A 20,224-nucleotide genomic window follows, 5' to 3' on the forward strand; every position below is an offset into this window, starting at 1 on the left:
TTCATCCGGTGGGTCGGTGCGGGGAACTGTGGGGCGGTGCGGTGGGTCAGGTCTCCGTGCGGGAGGTGCGGCTCTGGACGAGGACGGCGGCGACGATGATCGCGCCCTTGGCGATCTGCTGGACGTCGCTCTGGAGGTTGTTGAGCGCGAAGATGTTGGTGATCGTGGTGAAGATCAGGACGCCGAGCACGGAGCCGGTGATAGTGCCGCGGCCACCGCTGAGGAGGGTGCCGCCGATGATCGCGGCGGCGATGGCGTCGAGTTCGTAGAGGTTGCCCGCGGTGTTCTGTCCCGAGCCGGACAGGATGATCAGCATGAAGGCCGCGATGCCGCAGCACAGCCCGGACAGCAGGTAGAGGTACAGCCGCTGGCGGCGGACGTCGATGCCGGCGAGCCTGGCGGCTTCGGCGTTGCCGCCGATGGCGATGGTGCGGCGGCCGAAGGTCGTACGGTTCAGCAGCAGCCAGCCCGCGGCCGTGACCGCGGCGAAGATCAGGACGAGCGGCGGGATGCCCAGCACGTAGGAGTCGGGCAGGCCCAGGTCCAGGACCGAGGTGACCGTCACGATCTGGGTCTTGCCATCGGTGATCATGAGGGCCAGCCCGCGCGCCGAGGCGAGCATCGCCAGGGTCGCGATGAACGGCACCACCCTCCCGTACGCGATGAGCACCCCGTTGACCAGTCCGGCGACGAGGCCGACGAGCACGGCGGTGAACAGGATGCCCGCGAAGCCGTACTCCTGGGTGGCGAGGGTGCTCGCCCAGACGGAGGCGAGCGCGACCATCGCACCGACCGAGAGGTCGATCCCCCCGGAGGTGATGACGAGGGTGACGCCGACGGTGACGACACCGATCACCGACGCCTGGGTCAGGACGAGTTGGAGGTTCCCGGTGTCCAGGAAGGCGTCCGGCTCGGTGATGCCGCCGACGGCCACCAGCACGGCGAGGATGCCGAGCAGGGACAGGGTGTGGAGGTCGACGCGCAGCGCGCGCCGGGGTCCGTACTTCTTCAGGACCACGGGTGCGGGGCCCTGGTCCGGCCCGCTCTGCGCGGTGGGTACGGGGTGGGTCATGGCGTCGGGCTCCCTTCCATCACGAGGTCGAGTACGCGGTGTTCGTCGAGGTCCGAGGCGTCGGCGGTGTGCACGACGCGTCCCTCGCGCAGGACGAGCACACGGTCGGCGAGGCCCAGCACTTCGGGCACTTCGCTGGAGACGAGCAGTACGGCGAGCCCTTCGTCGGCCAGCCGGCGGATCACGGCGTAGAGCTCGGCGCGGGCGCCGACGTCCACCCCGCGGGTCGGTTCGTCGAGCAGGAGCACCCGGCAGCCGCGCAGCAGCCAGCGGGCCAGGACCGCCTTCTGCTGGTTGCCGCCGGAGAGGGTGCGGACGGGGGTGTCCGGGTTGTCGGGGTGCAGCGAGAGGGTGCGTGTGGCGTCCCGGGCCGCCTTCCGCTCGGCCGTGCGGTCGACCCAGCCTGCCCTGGAGTAGCGGGACAGGGTGGAGACCGACACGTTGCGGGTGACGGATTCGAGCATCAGCAGGGCCTGGGCCTTGCGTTCCTCGGGGGCGAGGCCGATGCCGGCGGCGACGGCGGCGCGCACGCTCCCGGGCCGCAGCGCCTTCCCCGCGACGGTGACCCGGCCCGCGGTGGCGCGGCGGGCGCCGTACACGGTCTCCAGGATCTCGGAGCGCCCGGAGCCGACGAGCCCGGCGAGCCCGACGATCTCGCCCGGCCGCACCTCCAGGTCGATCGGGGCGAACTCCCCCTTCCTGGCCAGCCCTTCGACGGTGAGTACGGGGGCGGCGTCGGCGCGCCCGGCGGGCGGCGGGGTCCGGGGCGGGAAGACGTACTCCACCTTGCGGCCGGTCATCAGCGCGACGATGTCGTGGGTCGGGGTGGTCCCGGCGGGCAGGCCGGCCGCGACGGCCCGGCCGTCCTTGAGGACGGTCACCCGGTCGCCGATGCGGCGGATCTCCTCGAGGCGGTGCGAGATGTAGACGACGGCGACGTCCTGGGCGGTCAGCGAGGCGATGATCCGGAAGAGGTTGTCGACCTCGTCGGGGTCGAGCGCGGCGGACGGCTCGTCCATCACGATGAGGCGCACGTCGTGCGAGAGCGCCCGGGCCATGGACACGATCTGCTGCTGGGCGGCGGAGAGTTCGCCGACGGAGCGGCCGGGGTCGATCTCCGGGTGGCCGAGCCGGGCCAGCAGGGCGGCGGCCTCGGTACGGGCCCGGCGGGCGCGGACGACGAAGCCGGCGCTGACGGGCTCGTGGCCGAGGAAGACGTTCTCCGCGACGGACAGGCCCCGGACCAGGTCGAGTTCCTGGTAGATGGTGGCGATCCCGAGGCGCATCGCGGCCAGCGGCGACTTGAGCACGGCCGGTGCGCCGGACCAGGTGATCTCGCCGTCGTCGGGCTGGTGGGCACCGGCGAGGACCTTGATGAGGGTGGACTTGCCGGCCCCGTTCTGGCCGAGGAGGCAGTGCACCTCACCGGCGCGGACCTCCAGGTCCACGCCGTCGAGGGCGCGGACACCGGGGAAGGACTTGGTGATGCCGGACATGGTGAGCAGCGTGGATCGCGGAGCCATGACGAAATCCCCTCGGCGGGCGGGGTGTTGGGGTGTGGGTCCGGCCGCCGGGGCGGGCCGGCGGATGGAGGACGGGTGGGGCGGGTTCAGACGGGTGAGAAGAGGTGGTCGCTGATGAGCCTGGCGCCGCCGGTGACTCCGGCGGCGGGTCCCAGCTCGCCCAGGACGATCGGGAGGTTGCCGGTGGCCAGCGGCAGGGAGCGCCGGTAGACCTGGGCCCGTACGGCGGCCAGCAGCGTGTGGCCGAGGCCGGTCACCCCGCCGCCGATCACCACCAGGGAGGGGTTGAAGAAGCTGACGAGGCCCGCGATGACCTGGCCGACGCGGTGTCCGCCGTCCCGGATGAGGAGGAGTGAGGTGGCGTCGCCGGCGGCCGCGGCGGCTGCCACGTCCGCGGCGGTGAGCCGGCCGGACGCACGGAGGCGGGCCGCGAGCTCCTCGGACCGTCCGGCGCGGGCCGCGTCCTCGGCGTCGCGGGCCAGGGCGGCGCCGCTGAAGTGGGCTTCCAGGCAGCCCTTGTTGCCGCAGGCGCAGAGGCGGCCGTCGGGTTCGACCTGGATGTGGCCGATGTCGCCGGCGCTGCCCGTCGCGCCCCGGTGGACGGTGCCGCCGACGACGATGCCGCAGCCGATGCCCGTACCGATCTTGACGCAGAGGAAGTCGCCGACGGAACGGGCCACGCCCGCGTGCTGCTCCCCCAGGGCCATGAGGTTCACGTCGTTGTCGACCATGACCGGGCAGCCGAGTTCCTGGCTGAGTGCCTCGCGGACCGGGAAGCCGTCCCAGCCGGGCATGATCGGGGGTGCGACGGGGACGCCCTCGGGGAAGCGGACCGGTCCGGGGACGCCGATACCGGCGCCGTCGAAGCTGTCGGCGAAGCCGGAGTCCCGGAGCTTCGTCGCCATGGACAGCACCTGCTCGAAGACCGCGACGGGCCCTTCGCGTACGTCCATGGGGTGGTTGAGGTGGCCCAGTACCTCCAGTTCCGCGTTGGTGACCGCCACGTCGACGGAGGTGGCGCCGATGTCGACGCCGAGGAAGCGCAGGTGCGGGGCGAGGCGGATGTTGTGCGAGCGGCGGCCGCCGCGTGACGCGGCGAGTCCGTCGGCGACGACGAGTCCGGTCTCCAGCAGCCGGTCCACCTCGACGGCGAGCTTGGAGCGGGATAGCTCGACCTGATCTCCCAGCTTCGCCCGGGAGTTGGGCCCACCGTCGCGCAACAGCTTGAGCAGTCGCGCCTGGTGGGCGTTCGCGGGTCGTGCCGTCATACGTCTCACGCGCCCCTCCCGCCTCGTCGGCCTGTCCGTCGGGCTTGGGAGGGGAACGTAGCAGCGGTTTCCGGGGCTGGGAAGAAGTCGCGCAGGAATCCGGCTACCTTTCTCCTCTCCGAGGACAAAGGCAGGGCTGATGCCTGCCCGGCCCCGACCCGCCGCACAGGCCCCGCACCCGGCTCACGGGCAGCTGATCACCTGGCCCGCGTAGCTGAGGTTGCCACCGAAGCCGAAGAGGAGCACGGGCGCCCCGCTGGGGATCTCGCCCCGCTCGACCAGTTTGGACAGGGCCATGGGGATGGAGGCGGCGGAGGTGTTGCCGGAGTCCACCACGTCGCGCGCGACGACGGCGTTGACCGCGCCGATCTTCCGGGCGACGGGCTCGATGATGCGCAGGTTGGCCTGGTGCAGGACGACGGCGGCCAGGTCCTCGGGGGTGAGGCCCGCCTTCTCGCAGACCTTGCGGGCGATGGGGGGCAGCTGGGTGGTGGCCCAGCGGTAGACGGACTGGCCCTCCTGCGCGAAGCGGGGCGGGGTGCCCTCGATGCGGACGGCGTCCCCCATGCCGGGGACCGAACCCCACAGCACCGGCCCGATGCCGGGCCGCTCGGCGTCCGCCCGGTCGGCGACGACGACCGCGGCACCGGCCCCGTCGCCCATCAGGACGCAGCTGGAGCGGTCGGTCCAGTCGACGATGTCGCCCATCTTGTCGGCCCCGATGACCAGGGCGCGGGTGGCGGCGCCGGCGCGCAGGGCGTGGTCGGCGGTGGCGAGGGCGTGGGTGAATCCCGAGCACACCACGTTGATGTCCATGACCGCGGGCGCCTCCATGCCGAGGCGGGCGGCGACCCGTGCCGACATGCTCGGCGAGCGGTCGATGGCGGTCGAGGTGGCGACCAGCACCAGGTCGATGTCGGCCGGCTGGAGACCCGCCGCGGCGAGTGCCTTCGCCGCCGCGTGCGCGGCCAGCTCGTCCACCGTCTCGTCGGGGCCGCCGATGTGGCGGGTCCTGATGCCGACGCGGCTGGTGATCCACTCGTCACTGGTGTCGACCATGGCCGCGAGGTCATGGTTGGTGAGCACCTTGGCGGGCTGGTAGTGGCCGAGCGCCACGACACGTGAGCCGGTCATAAAACGGGGTCCCCTCGCTCCATCTGTCAGGAACCAACCAGTCTTGGTCGCTACCGCCCGGTACGGGGGCAGGTGATCCCACAGGAATACCGGCTCCGGCTTGGAGGGCTCGACACCACACCGGACGGCCCGGGGGCCGGTCCCTCCGGTTGCGGCACGGCACCGGCGGTGCAGGACAATGGCAGCAACCGGGCGCACCGCCGGTGCTGCCCCAGCGCCTCACGCACAGAAACACGGGTCCAACGGTCATGGGACGGGTCACCGAGCGCCGCCGCACCATCCGCATCCGGGACGGGGCCGTCTCCACCCGCCCCGACACCCTCGTCGCCGAGGAGCCCCTGGAGATCCGGCTGAACGGGAAGCCGCTCGCCATCACCATGCGCACCCCGGGCGACGACTTCGCGCTGGCCGCGGGTTTCCTGGTCAGCGAGGGTGTCATCGGCGACCGGGGCGATGTGCGGTCGATCGTGTACTGCGCCGGTGCGACCGCCGAGGGGGTCAACACGTACAACGTGGTGGACGTGGGGCTCGCGCCGGGCGTCGAGGTCCCCGACATCACGCTGGAGCGCAACGTCTACACGACGTCGTCCTGCGGTCTGTGCGGCAAAGCGAGCCTGGACGCCGTCCGCACCACGACGCGGCACCCCGTCGCCGACACTCCCCCGCTGCGGATCGAGCCCGCGCTGCTGTCCGCGCTCCCCGACCGGCTGCGCGCCTCCCAGCGGGTCTTCGACCGGACCGGCGGCCTGCACGCGGCGGCGCTGTTCTCCGAGTCCGGCGAGCTGATGGACGTACGGGAGGACGTCGGCCGGCACAACGCGGTCGACAAGCTGGTCGGACGGGCGCTGACGGACGGGCGGCTGCCGCTGTCCCGGTCGGTCCTGCTGGTGTCCGGGCGGGCCTCGTTCGAGCTGGCGCAGAAGGCGGTGATGGCGGGCATACCCGTGCTGGCGGCCGTCTCGGCGCCCTCGTCCCTCGCCGTGGACCTGGCCGCCGAGACGGGTCTGACGCTGGTCGGCTTCCTGCGGGGGCCGTCGATGAACGTGTACGCGGGTGAGCACCGCATCGCGCTGGACGCCGGTCAGCCGACCGGTACGGTCTCCGGCGACGCCGTCTCCTGAGGGTCGCGGGCGCGCCGCTTGGCGATCACCGCGCAGACCATGAGCTGCATCTGGTGGAAGAGCATCAGCGGCAGCACCGCGAGGCTCGCCTGCGCGCCGAACAGGACGCTGGCCATGGGCAGCCCCGAGGCCAGGCTCTTCTTGGAGCCGGCGAACTGGATGGCGATGCGGTCCGCGCGCCCGAAGCCGAGCCGCTTCGCGCCGTACCAGGTCAGCGAGAGCATCAACGCGAGCAGGACCGCCTCGGCGGCGAGCAGCGCGCCGAGCCTGGCCGGGGTCACCTGGTGCCAGATGCCGGCGACCATGCCCTCGCTGAACGCCGTGTAGACGACGAGCAGGATCGAGCCCCGGTCGACCAGGCCGAGGATCCGGCGGTGCCGCGTGAGGAAGCCGCCGACGCGGCGGCGCACCAGCTGACCCGCGACGAACGGCAGCAGCAGCTGGATGCCGATCTTGAGCAGGGCGTCGCCGGAGAAGCCACCGCCGCTGTCGCCGAGCAGCGCGGCGGCGAGCAGCGGGGTGAGGAAGATGCCGGCGATCGAGGAGAAGGAGCCCGCGCAAATCGCGGCGGGCACGTTGCCCCGGGCGATCGAGGTGAAGGCGATCGACGACTGGATGGTCGAGGGGACGAGGCACAGGAAGAGGAAGCCGCTCTGCAGCTGCGGCGACAGGACGTACGGCACCAGCCCCCCGCTCGCCAGCCCCAGCAGCGGGAAGAGCACGAAGGTGCAGGCCAGGACGGTGAGGTGGAGCCGCCAGTGGCGCAGCCCCTCCAGGGCCTCGGCGGTGGACAGGCGCGCCCCGTAGAGGAAGAAGAGGAGGGCGACCGCGCCCGTGGAGGCGGAGCCGGCCACGTCGGCGGCCGTGCCCGAGGCCGGCAGCAGCGCGGCGAGGACGACGGTGCCGATCAGCGCCGCTATGTACGGGTCGACCGGCAGCCAGGGCGGCTGCTTCGGTATGCGGCGGCTCAGGTGCTTCACGTGTTCTTCCGTTCGGGTCGTGTCGTGCCCGGACCCATCCTGCGCGGACGGGGCCACGATCGGAAAATTCGAGCATCGGGCTGTTACCGCCGTCACGGTCGGTGTGAGCAGGCATGACGCGGGGCCGGGCGGGGGAGAATGCCCGGGACGCGACGTCCGGTACCGGGCGGACGGATCCCAGCAGACCGGTCGTACCGGGACACATCGGCCCACATTGGCAGTGATCGCGGCGTACAGATTCGGTGGAGATTCCCGCGCCGGCCGCTTACTTCGCGGTCCCAAGCGCGCCCGAGCCTTGCCCATCTGGCCGGATTTCGGCCCCTGACCAGTGCAGATACCACGCGGTACGGACAGCTCCGGGGCCTCCCGCGACGGCCCGCGGTGGGGTAGCGTCGCGGCGCTGTGCGGAGCGCCACAAGGAGCAGGTCATTGCGCGAGTTCACTGTCCCACCCATGGCGGCCGCGCCTCTCGTGGGCGGCCTCGCCGACGTGGTGTTCGACCATGCCGACGAGGAGCCGCACCGGGTCGCGCTCGGCCGAAAAGACGCGGAGGGCCGCTGGCAGGACGTCACGTCCGCCGCGTTCCGCGACGAGGTACTGGCGCTGGCCAAGGGGCTGATCGCGCACGGGGTGCGGTTCGGCGACCGGGTCGCCCTGATGTCGCGTACGCGCTACGAGTGGACCCTGTTCGACTTCGCGCTGTGGGCGGTGGGCGCCCAGTCCGTGCCGGTCTACCCGACGTCCTCGGCCGAGCAGGTGCTGTGGATGCTGCACGACGCCGAGGTGTCGGCGGTCATGGTGGAGCACGAGGACCACGCGATGACGGTGGCCTCGGTAATCGACCGGCTGCCGCAGCTGAAGCGGCTGTGGCAGCTGGACGCGGGCGCGGTCGCGGAGCTGGTGGCGGCGGGCGAGTACGTCGAGGACGAGGTGGTGCACCGGCACCGGCGGGCGGTGACCCCGGAGTCGGTGGCGACCGTCATCTACACCTCGGGCACCACGGGCCGCCCCAAGGGCTGTGTACTCACGCACGCCAATTTCATGTTCGAGACGGACACCATGGCCTCGCGCTGGGAGTCGGTCTTCCACTCCAGACCGGGTGACGAGGCGGCGACGCTGCTCTTCCTGCCGCTGGCGCACGTCTTCGGGCGGATGGTGGAGGTCACCGCGATCCGGGGCCGGGTCAAGCTCGGGCACCAGCCGGAACTGTCGGCCAAGGCCCTGATGCCGGACCTGGTCACGTTCCGGCCCACGTTCATCCTGGCGGTGCCGTACATCTTCGAGAAGGTCTTCAACGCGGCCCGGCGCAAGGCCGAGGCCGAGGGCAGGGCGGGGCCGTTCGACAAAGCCGTGGACATCGCGGTGAAGTACGCGGAGGCGATGGAGGCGCGGGCGTTCGGCACCGGCCCCGGGCCTTCGGCCGGGCTGCGGATGCAGCACCAGTTCTTCGACAAGGTCGTCTACAAGAAGGTCCGCGACGCGATGGGCGGCCGCATCCGGCACGCCATGTCGGGCGGCTCGGGCATGGAGCGCACCCTCGGGCTGTTCTTCGCGGGCGCCGGAGTGACGGTGTACGAGGGCTACGGGCTGACCGAGACGACGGCCGCGGCCACCGCGAACCCCCCGGAGCGCACCCGGTACGGCACGGTCGGGCAGCCGATCCCCGGCACGACGGTGCACATCGCGGAGGACGGCGAGGTGTGGGTCCACGGGAGCCATGTGTTCGGCGGCTATCTCGGCGACCCGAAGGCCACCGACGCGGTGCTCAACGATGGCTGGCTGGCCACCGGTGACCTGGGTGCGCTGGACGAGGACGGCTATCTGACGATCACCGGGCGGAAGAAGGAGATCCTGGTGACGTCCGGCGGCAAGAGCGTGTCGCCGGCCGCCCTGGAGGAGCGGGTGCGGGCGCATCCGCTGGTGGCGCAGTGCATCGTAGTCGGCAACGACCGGCCATACGTCGCGGCGCTGGTCACCGTCGACCAGGAGGCGGTGGAGCACTGGCTCGCCATGCAGGGGCGGCAGACGCTGTCACCGGGCGAGCTGGTGCGCGACCCGGACCTGGAGATGGAGGTGCGCCGCGCGGTGGTGGCGGCGAACACCGCGGTCTCGCAGGCGGAGTCCATTCGTACGTTCCGCATCCTGGCGCACCAGTTCAGCGAGCAGCACGGGCTGCTCACGCCGTCGCTGAAGCTGAAGCGGAAGGCGATCGAGGCTGCGTACGAGGCCGAGGTCGACGCGCTGTACCGCTGACCGGACTATTTGGGCGGGACCACCGGGAATGTGTGGGCGCTCTTGATCGTTGACGTGGGGAGTCCACCCCTCAACGTTAGGATGCTCTGCTCGTGAGCCAGGTCCCCTCTCTCACCCTCAACAACGGCGTCGAGATGCCCCAGCTCGGGTTCGGAGTCTGGCAGGTGCCGGACGACGAGGCGACGAAGGCGGTCGCCACCGCCATCGAGTCCGGGTACCGCAGCATCGACACCGCCGCGATCTACCAGAACGAGACGGGTACGGGCAAGGCCATCGCAGCCTCCGGCGTCGCCCGCGACGAGCTGTTCGTGACCACCAAGCTGTGGAACAGCGAGCAGGGTTACGACTCGACGCTGCGCGCCTTCGACGCCTCGCTGGACAAGCTGGGCCTCGACTACGTCGACCTGTACCTGATCCACTGGCCGGTGCCGGCCAAGGACGCGTACATCGACACCTACCGGGCGTTCGAGAAGATCCACGCCGACGGCCGCGCGAAGGCCATCGGCGTGTCGAACTTCCTCCCGGAGCACCTGGAGCGCCTCCTCGGCGAGACCTCCGTGGTGCCCGTCCTCAACCAGATCGAGCTGCATCCGCAGCTCCAGCAGGCCGAGTCCCGCGCCCTGCACGCCAAGCACGGCATCCTCACCGAGGCCTGGTCGCCGCTGGGCTCCGGCAAGGGCCTGCTGGAGGTCCCGACGGTCCTCGCGGTCGCCCGCAAGCACGGCCGTACGCCGGCGCAGGCGGTGCTCCGGTGGCACCTCCAGACGGGCAACGTGGTGATCCCGAAGTCCGTGACGCCGTCGCGGATCGCGGAGAACATCGACGTCTTCGACTTCGAGCTGGACGCCGACGACCTGGCCGCGTTCGCCGCCCTGGACGAGGGCAAGCGCCTCGGCCCGAACCCGGGCGAGTTCAACGCCGGCGCCTGACCTCCACAGCCGCACAGAACCGCCGCCCCCGCTCTTCGCGAAGAGCGGGGGCGGCGGTTTTCGCTGCCGTACGGGGACTGCTCAGGCGCGCCGGCCCAGGTGGAGGGTGCGGGCCAGGAGCAGGAAGACGTCGGGGCGGCGGTGGAGTCCGGCCGGGTCCTCGGGGTCCAGGAGCCGGTCGAGCACGGCGGTGTCGTCGGTGTCGAGGTGGTCGCGCAGCCCGTCGCGGCGGCGGGTGAAGTCCGCGACGACCTGTTCGCGCGCCGCGTCGCCGAGGGGCGCGGGCAGGTCGAGCAGGAAGCTGCGGGTGCCCTGCGGGGTGAGGCCCGCGGCTCCGAACAGGGCGGCCCAGTCCTCCACCTCGCGCCGGGCGTCGGGGAGTTCGGCGCGCATCCGCTGGAAGAGTTCCGCCTCGGCGGCCTCCATCCGGGCTTCGAGTCCGGGGTTGCCGAACCCGAGGTCGCGCGGGAGCTGCCGGACCTGGAGTCCGCCCTCGACGAGGGCGACGGTGCCGCCGGGGCGCAGCAGCTCGCCGAATCCGGCCAGGGCGGCGCGCTGGTCGCCCATGTGGTGCAGGGTGTTGCCGGCCCAGATCAGGTCGGCCTCGCCCAGTCCGGGGAGCCCTTCGGGGAGGGTGGCGTGCAGGGTGGTGACGCGGTCGTCGAGCCCGAGCCGGCGTGCGCGTTCCCGGGTGCGCTCCAGGAGAGCGGGGGTGCCGTCGACGGCGACGACCTCCGCGTCGGGGAAGACCTCGGCGAGGAGGCAGGCGACGACGCCGGGGCCGGCGCCGATGTCCAGGACGCGGCTGACCTTCGGCGCGGTGGGCAGGGCGGCGATCCAGCGGGCCGCCTCGGTGTACTGGGCGCTGCTGAGTTCGGCGTTCCGCTCCAGGAGCGGGGCCATGACGTCCCAGTCGGGTTCGGCCCCGCCGTGGTCGTGTCCGTGCGCGGGGCGCTCGTGGTGCAGGTCCTGGCGGCCGTGCCGGTGTCCGTGGCCGGAGTGGTTGCTCATGGCTCCAGCGTCACCACATCCGCCCCGAGGCGCAAAGTTCCTTGCTGTTCCGGCAAGCCGCCACCCTTGCGGTACTCCTGCGGGCTGACGCCCCGTACGCGCTTGAAGGCGGTGCTGAACGCGAACGCCTGGCTGTAGCCCACCTTGCGGGCCACGGCCTCCACGGTCGCGTCGGTCTCCCGCAGCAGGTCGGCCGCGACGGCGAGGCGGCGGCCGGTGAGGTACGCCATCGGGGGCTCCCCCACCAGCTCGGTGAACCGCCGGGCGAGCGCGGCCCGCGAGACGCCCGCCTTCGCGGCAAGGCCGGCGACCGTCCAGGGGTGTGCGGGCTCGTCGCGCAGCAGGCGGAGCGCCTGGCCGACGACGGGGTCACCCATGGCCATGTACCAGCCCGGGGCTTCGGCGCCGGGGCGGGAGAACCAGGTGCGCAGCGCGTCGACGAGGAGGAGGTCCAGGAGCCGGTCGAGCATCAGGCTCTGGCCCGGCTCGTCGCGCGCGATCTCGTCGCCGAGCAGGGCGAGGACGGGGCCGGTGCGGCCGCCGGCGGGCAGGACGAGCAGCGGGGGCAGGGCGTCGAGCAGCCGGCCGCTGATCTCGCCGTCGAGGAGGTAGGTGCCGACCAGGACGGCCGCCGAGCCGTCGAGGGCGTTGCCCCAGGTCCGTACGCCCAGCTCCATGGACTGGGAGAGGGGCTCGCCGCGCAGGGTGGCGCAGCTGCCGCCGGGGCCGATGCGGGCGCGGGGTTCGGTGTCGGGGCGGTCGGCGACGGTGTACGGCTCCGGGCCGCGGGCCACGGCCAGGTCGCCGGGGCGCAGCAGGACGGGCTCGGCGTCCCCGTCGGGCACGATCCACGCCTCGCCGGCGGTCACGGCCATCAGGCAGAGCGGGGCGCGGTCCTCGATCCGGACGGACCAGGGGGGCTCCATCACCATCCGCAGGAGTAACGCCCCACGGGCCCGGGGCCCGTCCAACAGTTCGGCCAGTGCATCCATGGCAGCAGCGTAGACGCAGGCGTAGGGAGCCGAGAGCCTCGGGGATGGAGGCGGCGGGAGGGTGCGGGAGAGGCTGTGGTCATGACGGAAGAGACGCGGAACACGACACAGGAATCCACCGGCACGGGCCTGGTGCTGGTGACGAGCGGGACGGGCAAGACGGGGCGCCGGGTGGTGGAGCGGCTGACCGCACGGGGTGTGCCGGTGCGGGTGGGTTCGCGCCGCAGCGAGGTTCCCTTCGACTGGTCGGACGAGTCGGGATGGGAGGCGGCGCTGAGCGGTGCGGAGGCGGCCTACGTCGCGTACGTCCCCGACCTGGGGGCTCCCGGGGCGCCCGCGGCCATGACGGCGTTCGGAGAGGTGGCGCGGCGGTGCGGGGTGCGCCGGCTGGTGCTGCTGTCGGGGCGGGGCGAGCCGGACGCGGCGGTGGCGGAGGAGGCGCTGCGCGCGGCTGCCGGGGGCGCCGAACTGACGGTGGTGCGCTCGGCGTTCTTCACCCAGAACTTCAGCGAGGGCGCCATGCTGGACGGGGTGCTCGGCGGGGAGCTGGTGTTCCCGGCGGCCGACACCGCCGAGCCGTTCGTCGACGCGGACGACCTGGCCGATGTGGCTACGGCCGCGCTGTGCGGGGAGCGCGTCGGGGGCCCGGTCGTGGAGCTGACCGGCCCCCGGGCGCTGACCTTCACGGAGGTGGCCGCGGAGATCGCGGCCGCGACGGGCCGCGAGGTCCGCTATGTGGCGCTGACCGGCGCCGAGTACGAGGAGATGCTCGTCGGGTTCGGCGCACCGAGGGAGGAAGCGGCGTTCCTGGCGGGGCTGTTCACGTCGCTCCTCGACGGGCACAACGCGGCGGTCACGGACGGCGTGAAGCAGGCGCTGGGCCGCGACCCGAAGTCGTTCACGGAGTACGCGTCGGAGGCGGCCCTGGAAGGCTTCTGGAGCGTGCGGCCGTGACGCGGCGGGGCGGCGGCCGGATCGCCCGGCCGTCGCCCCGGCTCAGCCGGCCGCTCCGCGGCGCAGGACCAGCAGCCGGTACTCGGGGTCGGCGCGCCGCCGTTCCTGGTCCGGCAGCGTCTCCAGGGTCCGGGCGAGGTCTTCGGCGGCCCCGCCGGGCAGGGCCAGGCGTGAGGCGTAGTAGCCGCCTCGCACGGCGCGGGCCGCGCTCTGCGGGGTTCGGCCCTGTCCGTGGCCGGGGAAGAACGCGTCCCCGGTGGCCTCCAGACCGGCTTCGGCCGCGTACGCGACGACCAGGTCCGTACCGTCGGACGGGGTCGGCGCCAGGTACGGGGTGAACGCCTCGTCGATGTCGCTGCCCACGTCGTGGCAGGCGTCCTTGTCCACGGTGGTGACGAACACCCCGCCCGGCCGCAGCACCCGCGCGGCCTCGGCCACCACCGCCCGGACCGCGCCCTCCTCGCGCAGCAGGTGCAGCAGCCACACCGCGGTGACCGCGTCCACCGATGCGTCGGGCAGGGGCAGCCGGCGGGCGTCGGCGAGCACGACGGCGCCGACGCGCTGCCGGGCGACGCGGGCCATGCCGTGCGAGGCGTCGGCACCGGTCACCCGCAGACCCGGGCGGCCGGCGGCGACACGCCCCGTGACCAGGCCGGTACCGCAGCCGATGTCCAGCAGGGAGCGGGCGGTGTCCGGCAGCAGACGGAGCACGGCGGCGGCCGCCGACTCGGCCCGGGGCAGCCCGCCGCGCGTGGCGTCGTAGACGGCGGCTTCTCTGTCGTAGTCCAGCATCAGGGGCGACTCCAAGCCATGTGCGGACATCCCTCTGTCCGAACTAGAGGTCTAAACCAACGACGTATTGCCGTGCGGCCACCGGCACCATAACGTGCGCTGATGGAGCTGGAGTTGCGGCATCTGCGAACCGTACGTGCCATCGCCGACACCGGCAGCCTGACCAAGGCCGCCACCGCGCTGGGCCTCGCGCAGCCCGCGCTCAGCGCGCAGCTTCGGCGGATCGAGAAGGCCTTGGGCGGCCCGCTGTTCGACCGGGACCACACGGGCGCGCGGGCGACTCCGCTGGGCGAACTCGTGCTGGAGCGGGCCCGGGTGGTGCTGCCCGCCGTCAGCGAACTCCAGGAGGAGGCGGTGCGGTTCGCCAACACGATGGGGACCGTGGAGCGGTTCCGGCTGGGCGGTACGCACGGCCCGCTCCTCGGCGGGCTCGTCGACCGGCTGGCCGCCGCGTACCCGGCCGCGCCGGTGTCCACGTACACATCCTGGTCGGTGGACGAGATCGCCTCGCAACTGGTGGACGGACGGCTGGACTTCGCGCTGATCGGGACCTGCGGCGAGAGCGCGCCGCCGGACGCGGACCGGCTGGAGTGGCAGGTCGTCGGCATCGACCCGGTCTTCGTGATGCTGCCGGAGTCCCATCCGCTGGCCGGGCGGGACGAGTTGGAGCTGTCCGAACTGGCCGGCGAGTGCTGGGCGGACGTGCCGGGCGACGGCTGCTTCGCGGACTGTTTCGTCGCGGCGTGCGCCCGGGCCGGCTTCAGCCCGGTGTCCGTCTACGAGACGGACACGACGTCCGTCGTCCACCTCGTCCAGGTGGGGCGGGCGGTCGGGCTGTGCCGGGCGACGTTCCCGCCGACCCCGGGGGTGGTGACGCGCCCGGTCGTCGGGGCGCCGCTCAGCTGGCGCCATCTGCTGGGCAGGCACCCGCGCTCGGCCGCCGCGTCGGCGGCGGCCGGAGCGGTGAGCGGGCACACCCGGGCGGCGTACGCCCAGGCGGTGGGGCGCAGCGAGAGCTACACGCGCTGGCTCGCCACGCACCCGGGCTTCGGCGCCGCGTCCTGACGGCTCACTCGGCGCCGTGGCCCGGCGCCACCGCCGCGACCCGGGCGGCGAGGCCGAGGTCCTTCTCGGTGACCTTGCCGCCCGCGTCGTGGGAGTTCACGGTCAGCGCGACGGTGTTGTAGCCGAGCGTCAGGTCGCTGTGGTGGTTCAGCTCGTCCTGGATCGCGGCGACGTGCATCGCGAGTGCGGCGGCGGCGAAGTGCGAGGGCAGCCGGTAGGTGCGTCCGATCCGGTCGCCCTCCAGCGACCAGCCGGGCAGTTCGCGCAGCCGGTCCTCGATCTCGTTCTGCGGCAGCGGTGCGGCGGGCATGGGCGGCTCCCTCACTGGTGATCGATGCGGGTCGGCGGTGCCGGTGACGTTACGGTCTCCTCATGACAACTGTCGCGCTCGACACGGGGGTAGGGCCACTGCTGCGCAGCTGGCGGGAGCGGCGCCGGATCAGCCAGCTGGAGCTCGCACTGCGGGCCGGCTCGTCGGCACGGCACATCTCGTTCGTCGAGACGGGGCGTTCCCGCCCCAGCGAGGAGATGGTGCTGCGGCTGGCCGAGCATCTGGAGGTGCCGGTCCGGGAGCGCAACGCCCTGCTGGTGGTGGCGGGTTACGCCCCGCACTACGCGGAGACCGCGCTCGACGACCCGGCGATGGGGGCGCTGCGGGACGGCCTGGACCGGCTGCTGCGGGGCTACGACCCGTACCCCGCGTTCGTCGTGGACGGGACGTACACGGTGGTGGCGGCCAATCAGGGGATGACCCGGCTGCTGGACGGCGTGCCGGACCACCTGCTCGCCCCGCCGTTGAACGCGATGCGGCTCACCCTGCACCCGGAGGGCCTGGCGCCGCGCATCCTGAACCTGCGCGCGTGGCGGGCGGACCTCCTCGCGCAGATGGAGCGCCAGATCGCGCTGGTCCGTTCGGCGGAGCTGCGCGAGCTGTACGAGGAGGTCGCGGGCTACCCCGTCCCGGCGGGCCGGGACGGGGAAGGGGACTGGGAGCCGCCCTCGGCGTCCGTGCCGTTCGCCCTGCCCCTGGTGATCGAGCACGACGGGCGGGTCCTGTCGTTCGTCGCCTCGATCGCGACGTTCAACACGCCGATGGACGTCACGGTCGCGGAGCTGGCCATCGAGACGCTGCTGCCGGCCGACCCGGAGACCGCCGCGTATCTGCGCTCGCTCGTGCCCTGAGGACGTACGGGCCCGTGTCCGCCGGTGCGGGAGACACGGGCCCGTACGCGTCACACCCGTGCGCCGTTGTCGTGCGGGTCGCGGCGTCCCGCGCCCTGCCTGGCGCGCGGGGCCCTGGTGCGGGCGGGCGGCGGGACCTTGCTGGTGCGTTCCAGCAGCAGCGCGGCCGGCACGGCGGTCATCACCGAGGAGTACGTGCCCACGACGATGCCGATCAGCAGGGCCAGCGCGAAGTCCTCCAGCGAGTCGCCGCCGAGCACGGCGAGGGCGGTGAGGATGAACAGGGCGCCCATCCCGGTGTTCACCGTCCGGGGCACGGTCTGGAGGACCGCCCGGTTCGCCACCTCCGTGAGGGGCCTTCTGCGGGCCTTCGCCCACAGCTCCCGCACCCGGTCGAAGACGACGACCGAGTCGTTGACGGAGTACCCGATGACGGTGAGCAGCGCCGCCAGGAAGATGCCGTCGACGGTGCGCCCCAGCCAGGCGAAGGTCCCGATCAGGATGATCACGTCGTGCACCAGCGCCCCGACCGAGGCGACGGCGAACGTCCAGCGGAACCGGATCGCGAGATAGCCCAGCTGTACGAGTACGGCGATGGCCAGGGCGATCAGCGCGTTGCGCCGCAGTTCGTCGCCGAGGCTGGGGCCGATCAGCTCGTCGCGGACCTTGGTGGTCTCGCCGCCCTCGGCGGCCAGCGCGGCCCGCAGCGCGTGTTCGTCGTCGTTGTCGAGGTCCCCGGTGCGCACGGAGATGTCGCCCGCGCCCGCCGTGGTCACCTCCGCGTCGCCGAACCCGGCACCCGCGAGGGCGGACCGCGCGGTCTCGACGTCCACGGGGCGGCTGGTGGAGTACTCGACGAGGCGTCCGCCGGTGAACTCGACGCCGAGATTCACTCCCCGCACCACGGTGCCCGCGACGGCCACCACGATCAGGACGGCGGAGACGGTCAGCCAGCGGCGCGGGAAGCGCATGAGCTGCGGATCGCGCCGGTTGAGCCAGGTCCGCACCCGGCCCGGGATCGCGATGCCGTTGACGCCACGGAAGTCGGCGACGAACCTGGAGCGGGCCGCGATCTCGGTGAGCGCGCGGGCGATGACGAGCGCCGAGAACATCGACGCCAGGACACCGATGGCGAGCGTGACGCCGAAGCCCTTGACCGGTCCGGAGCCGAGGAAGAAGAGCAGCCCGGCCGCGATCAGCGTCGTCACGTTGGAGTCGGCGACGGCGCTCCACGCCCCCTTGAACCCGGCGGTGAGGGAGGACCGCAGAGTCTTGCCGGGGCGCCCCGCGTACTCCTCCCTGGCCCGTTCGAAGACCAGCACGTTCGCGTCGACGGCCATGCCGATTGCCAGTACGAATCCGGCGAGCCCCGGCAGGGTGAGCGTGACGCCGAGGGCGACGAGGACCGCGTACGAGATCACGCCGTAGGCGCCGAGCGCGACGGCGGCGAGCGCGCCGAACAGGCGGTACACGACGGTGATGAACAGGGCGGTGGCGGCCGCGCCGATCAGGGCGGCCCGCGCGCTGGCGTCGATCGCGGCGGCGCCGAGCGTCGGGCCGACCGTCCGCTGCTCGACGATCTCGACGGGCACGGGCAGGGCGCCGCCCTCGATCAGCAGGGCGAGTTCGCGGGCCTCGTCCGCGCTGAAGGAGCCGGTGATCTGCGTGGAGCCGGACGGCAGGCCCGTGTCGCAGGCGACGGTCGGCGAGACCTGCGGCGAGGAGATCACCCGCTGGTCGAGGACGATGGCGACCCGGCGCCGCTCGTCCTGGACCGGGTGGCAGGCCGCCTCGCCGGTCAGCCGGGTCCAGTCCCGGCCGGCGTCCTTGTGGAAGTCGAGCGAGACGGTCCAGCCCGCTCCCTGCTGGGCGTCGAACGAGGCGGACGCCTCCTTGACCCCGGCGCCGGAGAGCGCGGTGGGGCCGAGGGCCAGTTCGCGGCCCTGCTCGTCGGGGAGGGTCAGCCCCTTGCCGCCCTCGGCCGCCGGCTCACCGGGGCCCCGGACCGCGTGGAAGGTCAGCTGGGCGGTTCTGCCGATGACATCGGCGGCCTTGCGGGGGTCCTGGACGTCCGGGAGTTCGACGATGATCCGGTCCTCACCGGACCGGGTCAGGGTCGGCTCCGTCACCCCGAGCGAGTCGATGCGCCGGCGCAGCACCTCCAGGGTGCGGTCGGTGCTCTCGCGGTCGGCCTTCGCGGTGTCGGAGTTCTCGGCCTGGAGCACCATGCGGGTGCCGCCCTGGAGATCGAGGCCGAGTCTGGGTGACATGGTCAGCGTGATGAGCACGGAGACGAGCAGCACGGCCGCAGCCAGAACCGCCCGCACCGTGGTGGCGCGCGTCATTGCGGGTTCCCTCCGGGGGGGGGCGCCGGGCGCACCCGCCCCGCCCGGCACCGCGAGGGGCACTAGGACGGCGGGAACGGCACGGCGTCGATGGTGTGCGGGACCGGGAAGCGGTCCCTGGGCCGGTGGACACCGGCACTCGGAGGCCCGCGCACGCCGGGGAGCGCCACGCGCGGGCGCTGCGCGGCGGAGACGGGGGCGGTGCGGCCGGACCAGGGGACGGGGAGCGGCGGGGGTACGGCCACCGGGCACGGGACGGACCCGCCGGGACCCGGCGGGGGCAACTGGTGTGCGGTACGGGGGTGCTCGGCGGCGGCCCATGGCGTGCGGTACGGGCCGCGGTCTGCGGTGGCGCGGGGTTCGGGGACGGTGAGCTCGGCGGCGGAACGGGGAGCGGCGGGTGCGGCGGAACGAGGTGTGTCGGATGCGGCGGCTGCGGTGGATCGGGGTGCGTCGGACGCGGCGGGTGCGACCTGCCGTGTGGCGGTCGCGATGCCTACGGGGAGGCCGGGGGCCGTTGTCGCGAGCGTCGTCGGGAGCATTGCCGTGGCGCGTGCGGGAAGCCCCGCACCCGACGCCGCGGGCGCCCCGCCGGCCAGGGTGAGGACGGCGAGGAGCAGCGCGACGAGGTACCGCCGCGCTGCGGGTCCGGGTTCGGGGCACGACCGGGCACACCGCGACGCGCGCGACACCCACGCGCCGCGCCCCCGCTCGTCCGGCCGGCTTCCCGGGGCCGCGTTCCCCGGGGGCTGCCCCGGGAGGGGGGTCACCCGGATCGGCCGGGGAGGGCGGGCGCCGCGGTGTGGCGGAGCACGGAGCTGAGGATCAGCCCCGCACCGCGCACCACCGTGGTCGCGGGGTCGTCCGTGAGCCGGACCGGGACGCCGAGGCGGACCGCTATCCGGTTGGTGACGTCCGGGCGCAGCGCACCGCCTCCGGCGAGCAACGGGCCCCTGCGCAGGGCGCCGAGCAGCGCGCCGTGCCGGTCCTGCCGCCACATGGCCATGACCATGTCCAGGACGGCCTGGACGACGGCGGTCGGCGGCTCGCCCGGTCCGAGGTCGCTGAGGCCGGTCTCGGCGAGGCGCGCGTCGCGCACCATTCCGTCGACGAGCAGGGTCGCCTCGGTCAGCTCGGCGCCGACGTCGACGACGAGGAGCGGGCCGCCGTCCCCCGGTCCGGCGCAGGCCGCGGCGGCCCTGGCGCTGTCCAGGACGATGACGTCCGAGGCGTTGAGCGTGCGGAGCATGTCGCGGGCGGCGTCGCGGTGTCCGGGGCCGGCGAGGACGGGGTGGCTGAGCACGATGACCGCGTCCTGGCGGTAGTCGCCCAGGGCCCGGTCCGCGATGCGGGCCAGCATGCGGCCGCAGGAGTCCGGGTCGACGATCCGGCCGCGCCGGACGGGCCGGCCGTGGCCGTGCTCACCGCTCTCCTCGCCGCCGGTGTCCGCGACGACGCCCAGTCCGGGCACCCAGGCGCGGGTCCGGGAGCTGCCGAGGTCGATGGCCAGGCCGCGGGTGGCGCCCCCGAAGTGCCGGTGGACGGGGCGGTCGTGCCGCCGTCCGTCGCGCAAAGAACGCATCGCCCCTCACCCCCGGCACGC

At 73.4% G+C, this 20,224-nt stretch carries 17 protein-coding genes; 6 read left to right on the forward strand and 11 right to left on the reverse strand.

Annotated elements, in window-relative coordinates:
* Positions 1-46: 46 nt before the first annotated feature.
* The 4 genes from BLW14_RS04075 to BLW14_RS04090 form a co-directional block, all read right to left on the reverse strand.
* Positions 47-1,072: an ABC transporter permease gene (locus BLW14_RS04075; protein WP_093704388.1), complete on the reverse strand. Its 1,026-nt coding sequence runs from the start codon at positions 1,070-1,072 to the stop codon at positions 47-49.
* Positions 1,069-2,595, reverse strand: coding sequence for a sugar ABC transporter ATP-binding protein (locus BLW14_RS04080; RefSeq protein WP_093704390.1), 1,527 nt, complete (start codon positions 2,593-2,595; stop codon positions 1,069-1,071). The genes BLW14_RS04075 and BLW14_RS04080 overlap by 4 nt, the downstream gene beginning before the upstream one ends.
* A gap of 86 nt (positions 2,596-2,681) precedes the next feature.
* Positions 2,682-3,863, reverse strand: a complete 1,182-nt coding sequence (locus BLW14_RS04085; RefSeq protein ID WP_093704392.1) for an ROK family protein — start codon at positions 3,861-3,863, stop codon at positions 2,682-2,684.
* A 183-nt stretch (positions 3,864-4,046) separates the two neighbouring features.
* Entirely contained in the window at positions 4,047-4,997 is a 951-nt protein-coding gene (locus BLW14_RS04090) for a beta-ketoacyl-ACP synthase III (RefSeq protein ID WP_093704394.1), read from the reverse strand.
* A gap of 248 nt (positions 4,998-5,245) precedes the next feature.
* On the opposite strand from BLW14_RS04090, the gene fdhD reads away from it, so the two are divergent.
* Positions 5,246-6,118 carry a formate dehydrogenase accessory sulfurtransferase FdhD gene (gene fdhD / locus BLW14_RS04095; protein ID WP_093704396.1) on the forward strand — a complete coding sequence of 291 codons (873 nt, stop codon included), beginning with the start codon at positions 5,246-5,248 and terminating at the stop codon, positions 6,116-6,118.
* Here fdhD and BLW14_RS04100 read toward each other — a convergent pair.
* On the reverse strand, positions 6,079-7,089 hold the full coding sequence (locus BLW14_RS04100; RefSeq protein WP_177154200.1) for a bile acid:sodium symporter family protein: 1,011 nt from the start codon (positions 7,087-7,089) through the stop codon (positions 6,079-6,081). The genes fdhD and BLW14_RS04100 overlap by 40 nt on opposite strands.
* Before the next feature lie 462 nt (positions 7,090-7,551).
* On the opposite strand from BLW14_RS04100, the gene BLW14_RS04105 reads away from it, so the two are divergent.
* The gene (locus tag BLW14_RS04105; protein WP_093704400.1) at positions 7,552-9,351 is read left to right on the forward strand and encodes an AMP-dependent synthetase/ligase; all 1,800 of its coding nucleotides are present in this window, start codon (positions 7,552-7,554) and stop codon (positions 9,349-9,351) included.
* A gap of 92 nt (positions 9,352-9,443) precedes the next feature.
* Entirely contained in the window at positions 9,444-10,280 is an 837-nt protein-coding gene (locus tag BLW14_RS04110) for an aldo/keto reductase (protein ID WP_093704402.1), read from the forward strand.
* Between the two features lie 81 nt (positions 10,281-10,361).
* On the opposite strand, the gene BLW14_RS04115 is transcribed toward BLW14_RS04110, so the two are convergent.
* Positions 10,362-11,291 (reverse strand): class I SAM-dependent methyltransferase, encoded by a 930-nt coding sequence (locus tag BLW14_RS04115; RefSeq protein ID WP_093704404.1) that lies wholly within the window; start codon positions 11,289-11,291, stop codon positions 10,362-10,364.
* Entirely contained in the window at positions 11,288-12,283 is a 996-nt protein-coding gene (locus BLW14_RS04120; protein WP_093704406.1) for an AraC family transcriptional regulator, read from the reverse strand. Before BLW14_RS04120 ends, BLW14_RS04115 begins: the two co-directional genes overlap by 4 nt.
* 81 nt (positions 12,284-12,364) lie before the next feature.
* Between BLW14_RS04120 and BLW14_RS04125 the strand changes: the two genes are divergently transcribed.
* Complete coding sequence (locus BLW14_RS04125) at positions 12,365-13,237, forward strand: Rossmann-fold NAD(P)-binding domain-containing protein (RefSeq protein WP_093704408.1); 873 nt, start codon at positions 12,365-12,367, stop codon at positions 13,235-13,237.
* 42 nt (positions 13,238-13,279) lie between these two features.
* Here BLW14_RS04125 and BLW14_RS04130 read toward each other — a convergent pair whose 3' ends face one another.
* A complete protein-coding gene (locus BLW14_RS04130) occupies positions 13,280-14,029 on the reverse strand; it encodes a class I SAM-dependent methyltransferase (protein ID WP_093704410.1) in 750 nt (249 codons plus the stop codon).
* 102 nt (positions 14,030-14,131) lie between these two features.
* On the opposite strand from BLW14_RS04130, the gene BLW14_RS04135 reads away from it, so the two are divergent.
* Positions 14,132-15,094 (forward strand): LysR family transcriptional regulator, encoded by a 963-nt coding sequence (locus tag BLW14_RS04135; protein ID WP_093704412.1) that lies wholly within the window; start codon positions 14,132-14,134, stop codon positions 15,092-15,094.
* A 4-nt stretch (positions 15,095-15,098) separates the two neighbouring features.
* Here BLW14_RS04135 and BLW14_RS04140 read toward each other — a convergent pair whose 3' ends face one another.
* Complete coding sequence (locus BLW14_RS04140; RefSeq protein WP_018519810.1) at positions 15,099-15,404, reverse strand: 4a-hydroxytetrahydrobiopterin dehydratase; 306 nt, start codon at positions 15,402-15,404, stop codon at positions 15,099-15,101.
* A gap of 62 nt (positions 15,405-15,466) precedes the next feature.
* Here BLW14_RS04140 and BLW14_RS04145 point away from each other — a divergent pair, with 62 nt between their 5' ends.
* On the forward strand, positions 15,467-16,276 hold the full coding sequence (locus BLW14_RS04145; protein ID WP_093704414.1) for a helix-turn-helix domain-containing protein: 810 nt from the start codon (positions 15,467-15,469) through the stop codon (positions 16,274-16,276).
* A 50-nt stretch (positions 16,277-16,326) separates the two neighbouring features.
* Here BLW14_RS04145 and secD read toward each other — a convergent pair whose 3' ends face one another.
* Positions 16,327-18,621, reverse strand: coding sequence for a protein translocase subunit SecD (secD, locus tag BLW14_RS04150; RefSeq protein ID WP_093704416.1), 2,295 nt, complete (start codon positions 18,619-18,621; stop codon positions 16,327-16,329).
* A 766-nt stretch (positions 18,622-19,387) separates the two neighbouring features.
* Positions 19,388-20,203, reverse strand: coding sequence for a rod shape-determining protein (locus BLW14_RS04155; RefSeq protein WP_177153893.1), 816 nt, complete (start codon positions 20,201-20,203; stop codon positions 19,388-19,390).
* Positions 20,204-20,224: the final 21 nt, after the last annotated feature.

The organism is Streptomyces sp. 2131.1, from assembly GCF_900105515.1.
Taxonomy (GTDB): Bacteria; Actinomycetota; Actinomycetes; order Streptomycetales; family Streptomycetaceae; genus Streptomyces; species Streptomyces drozdowiczii.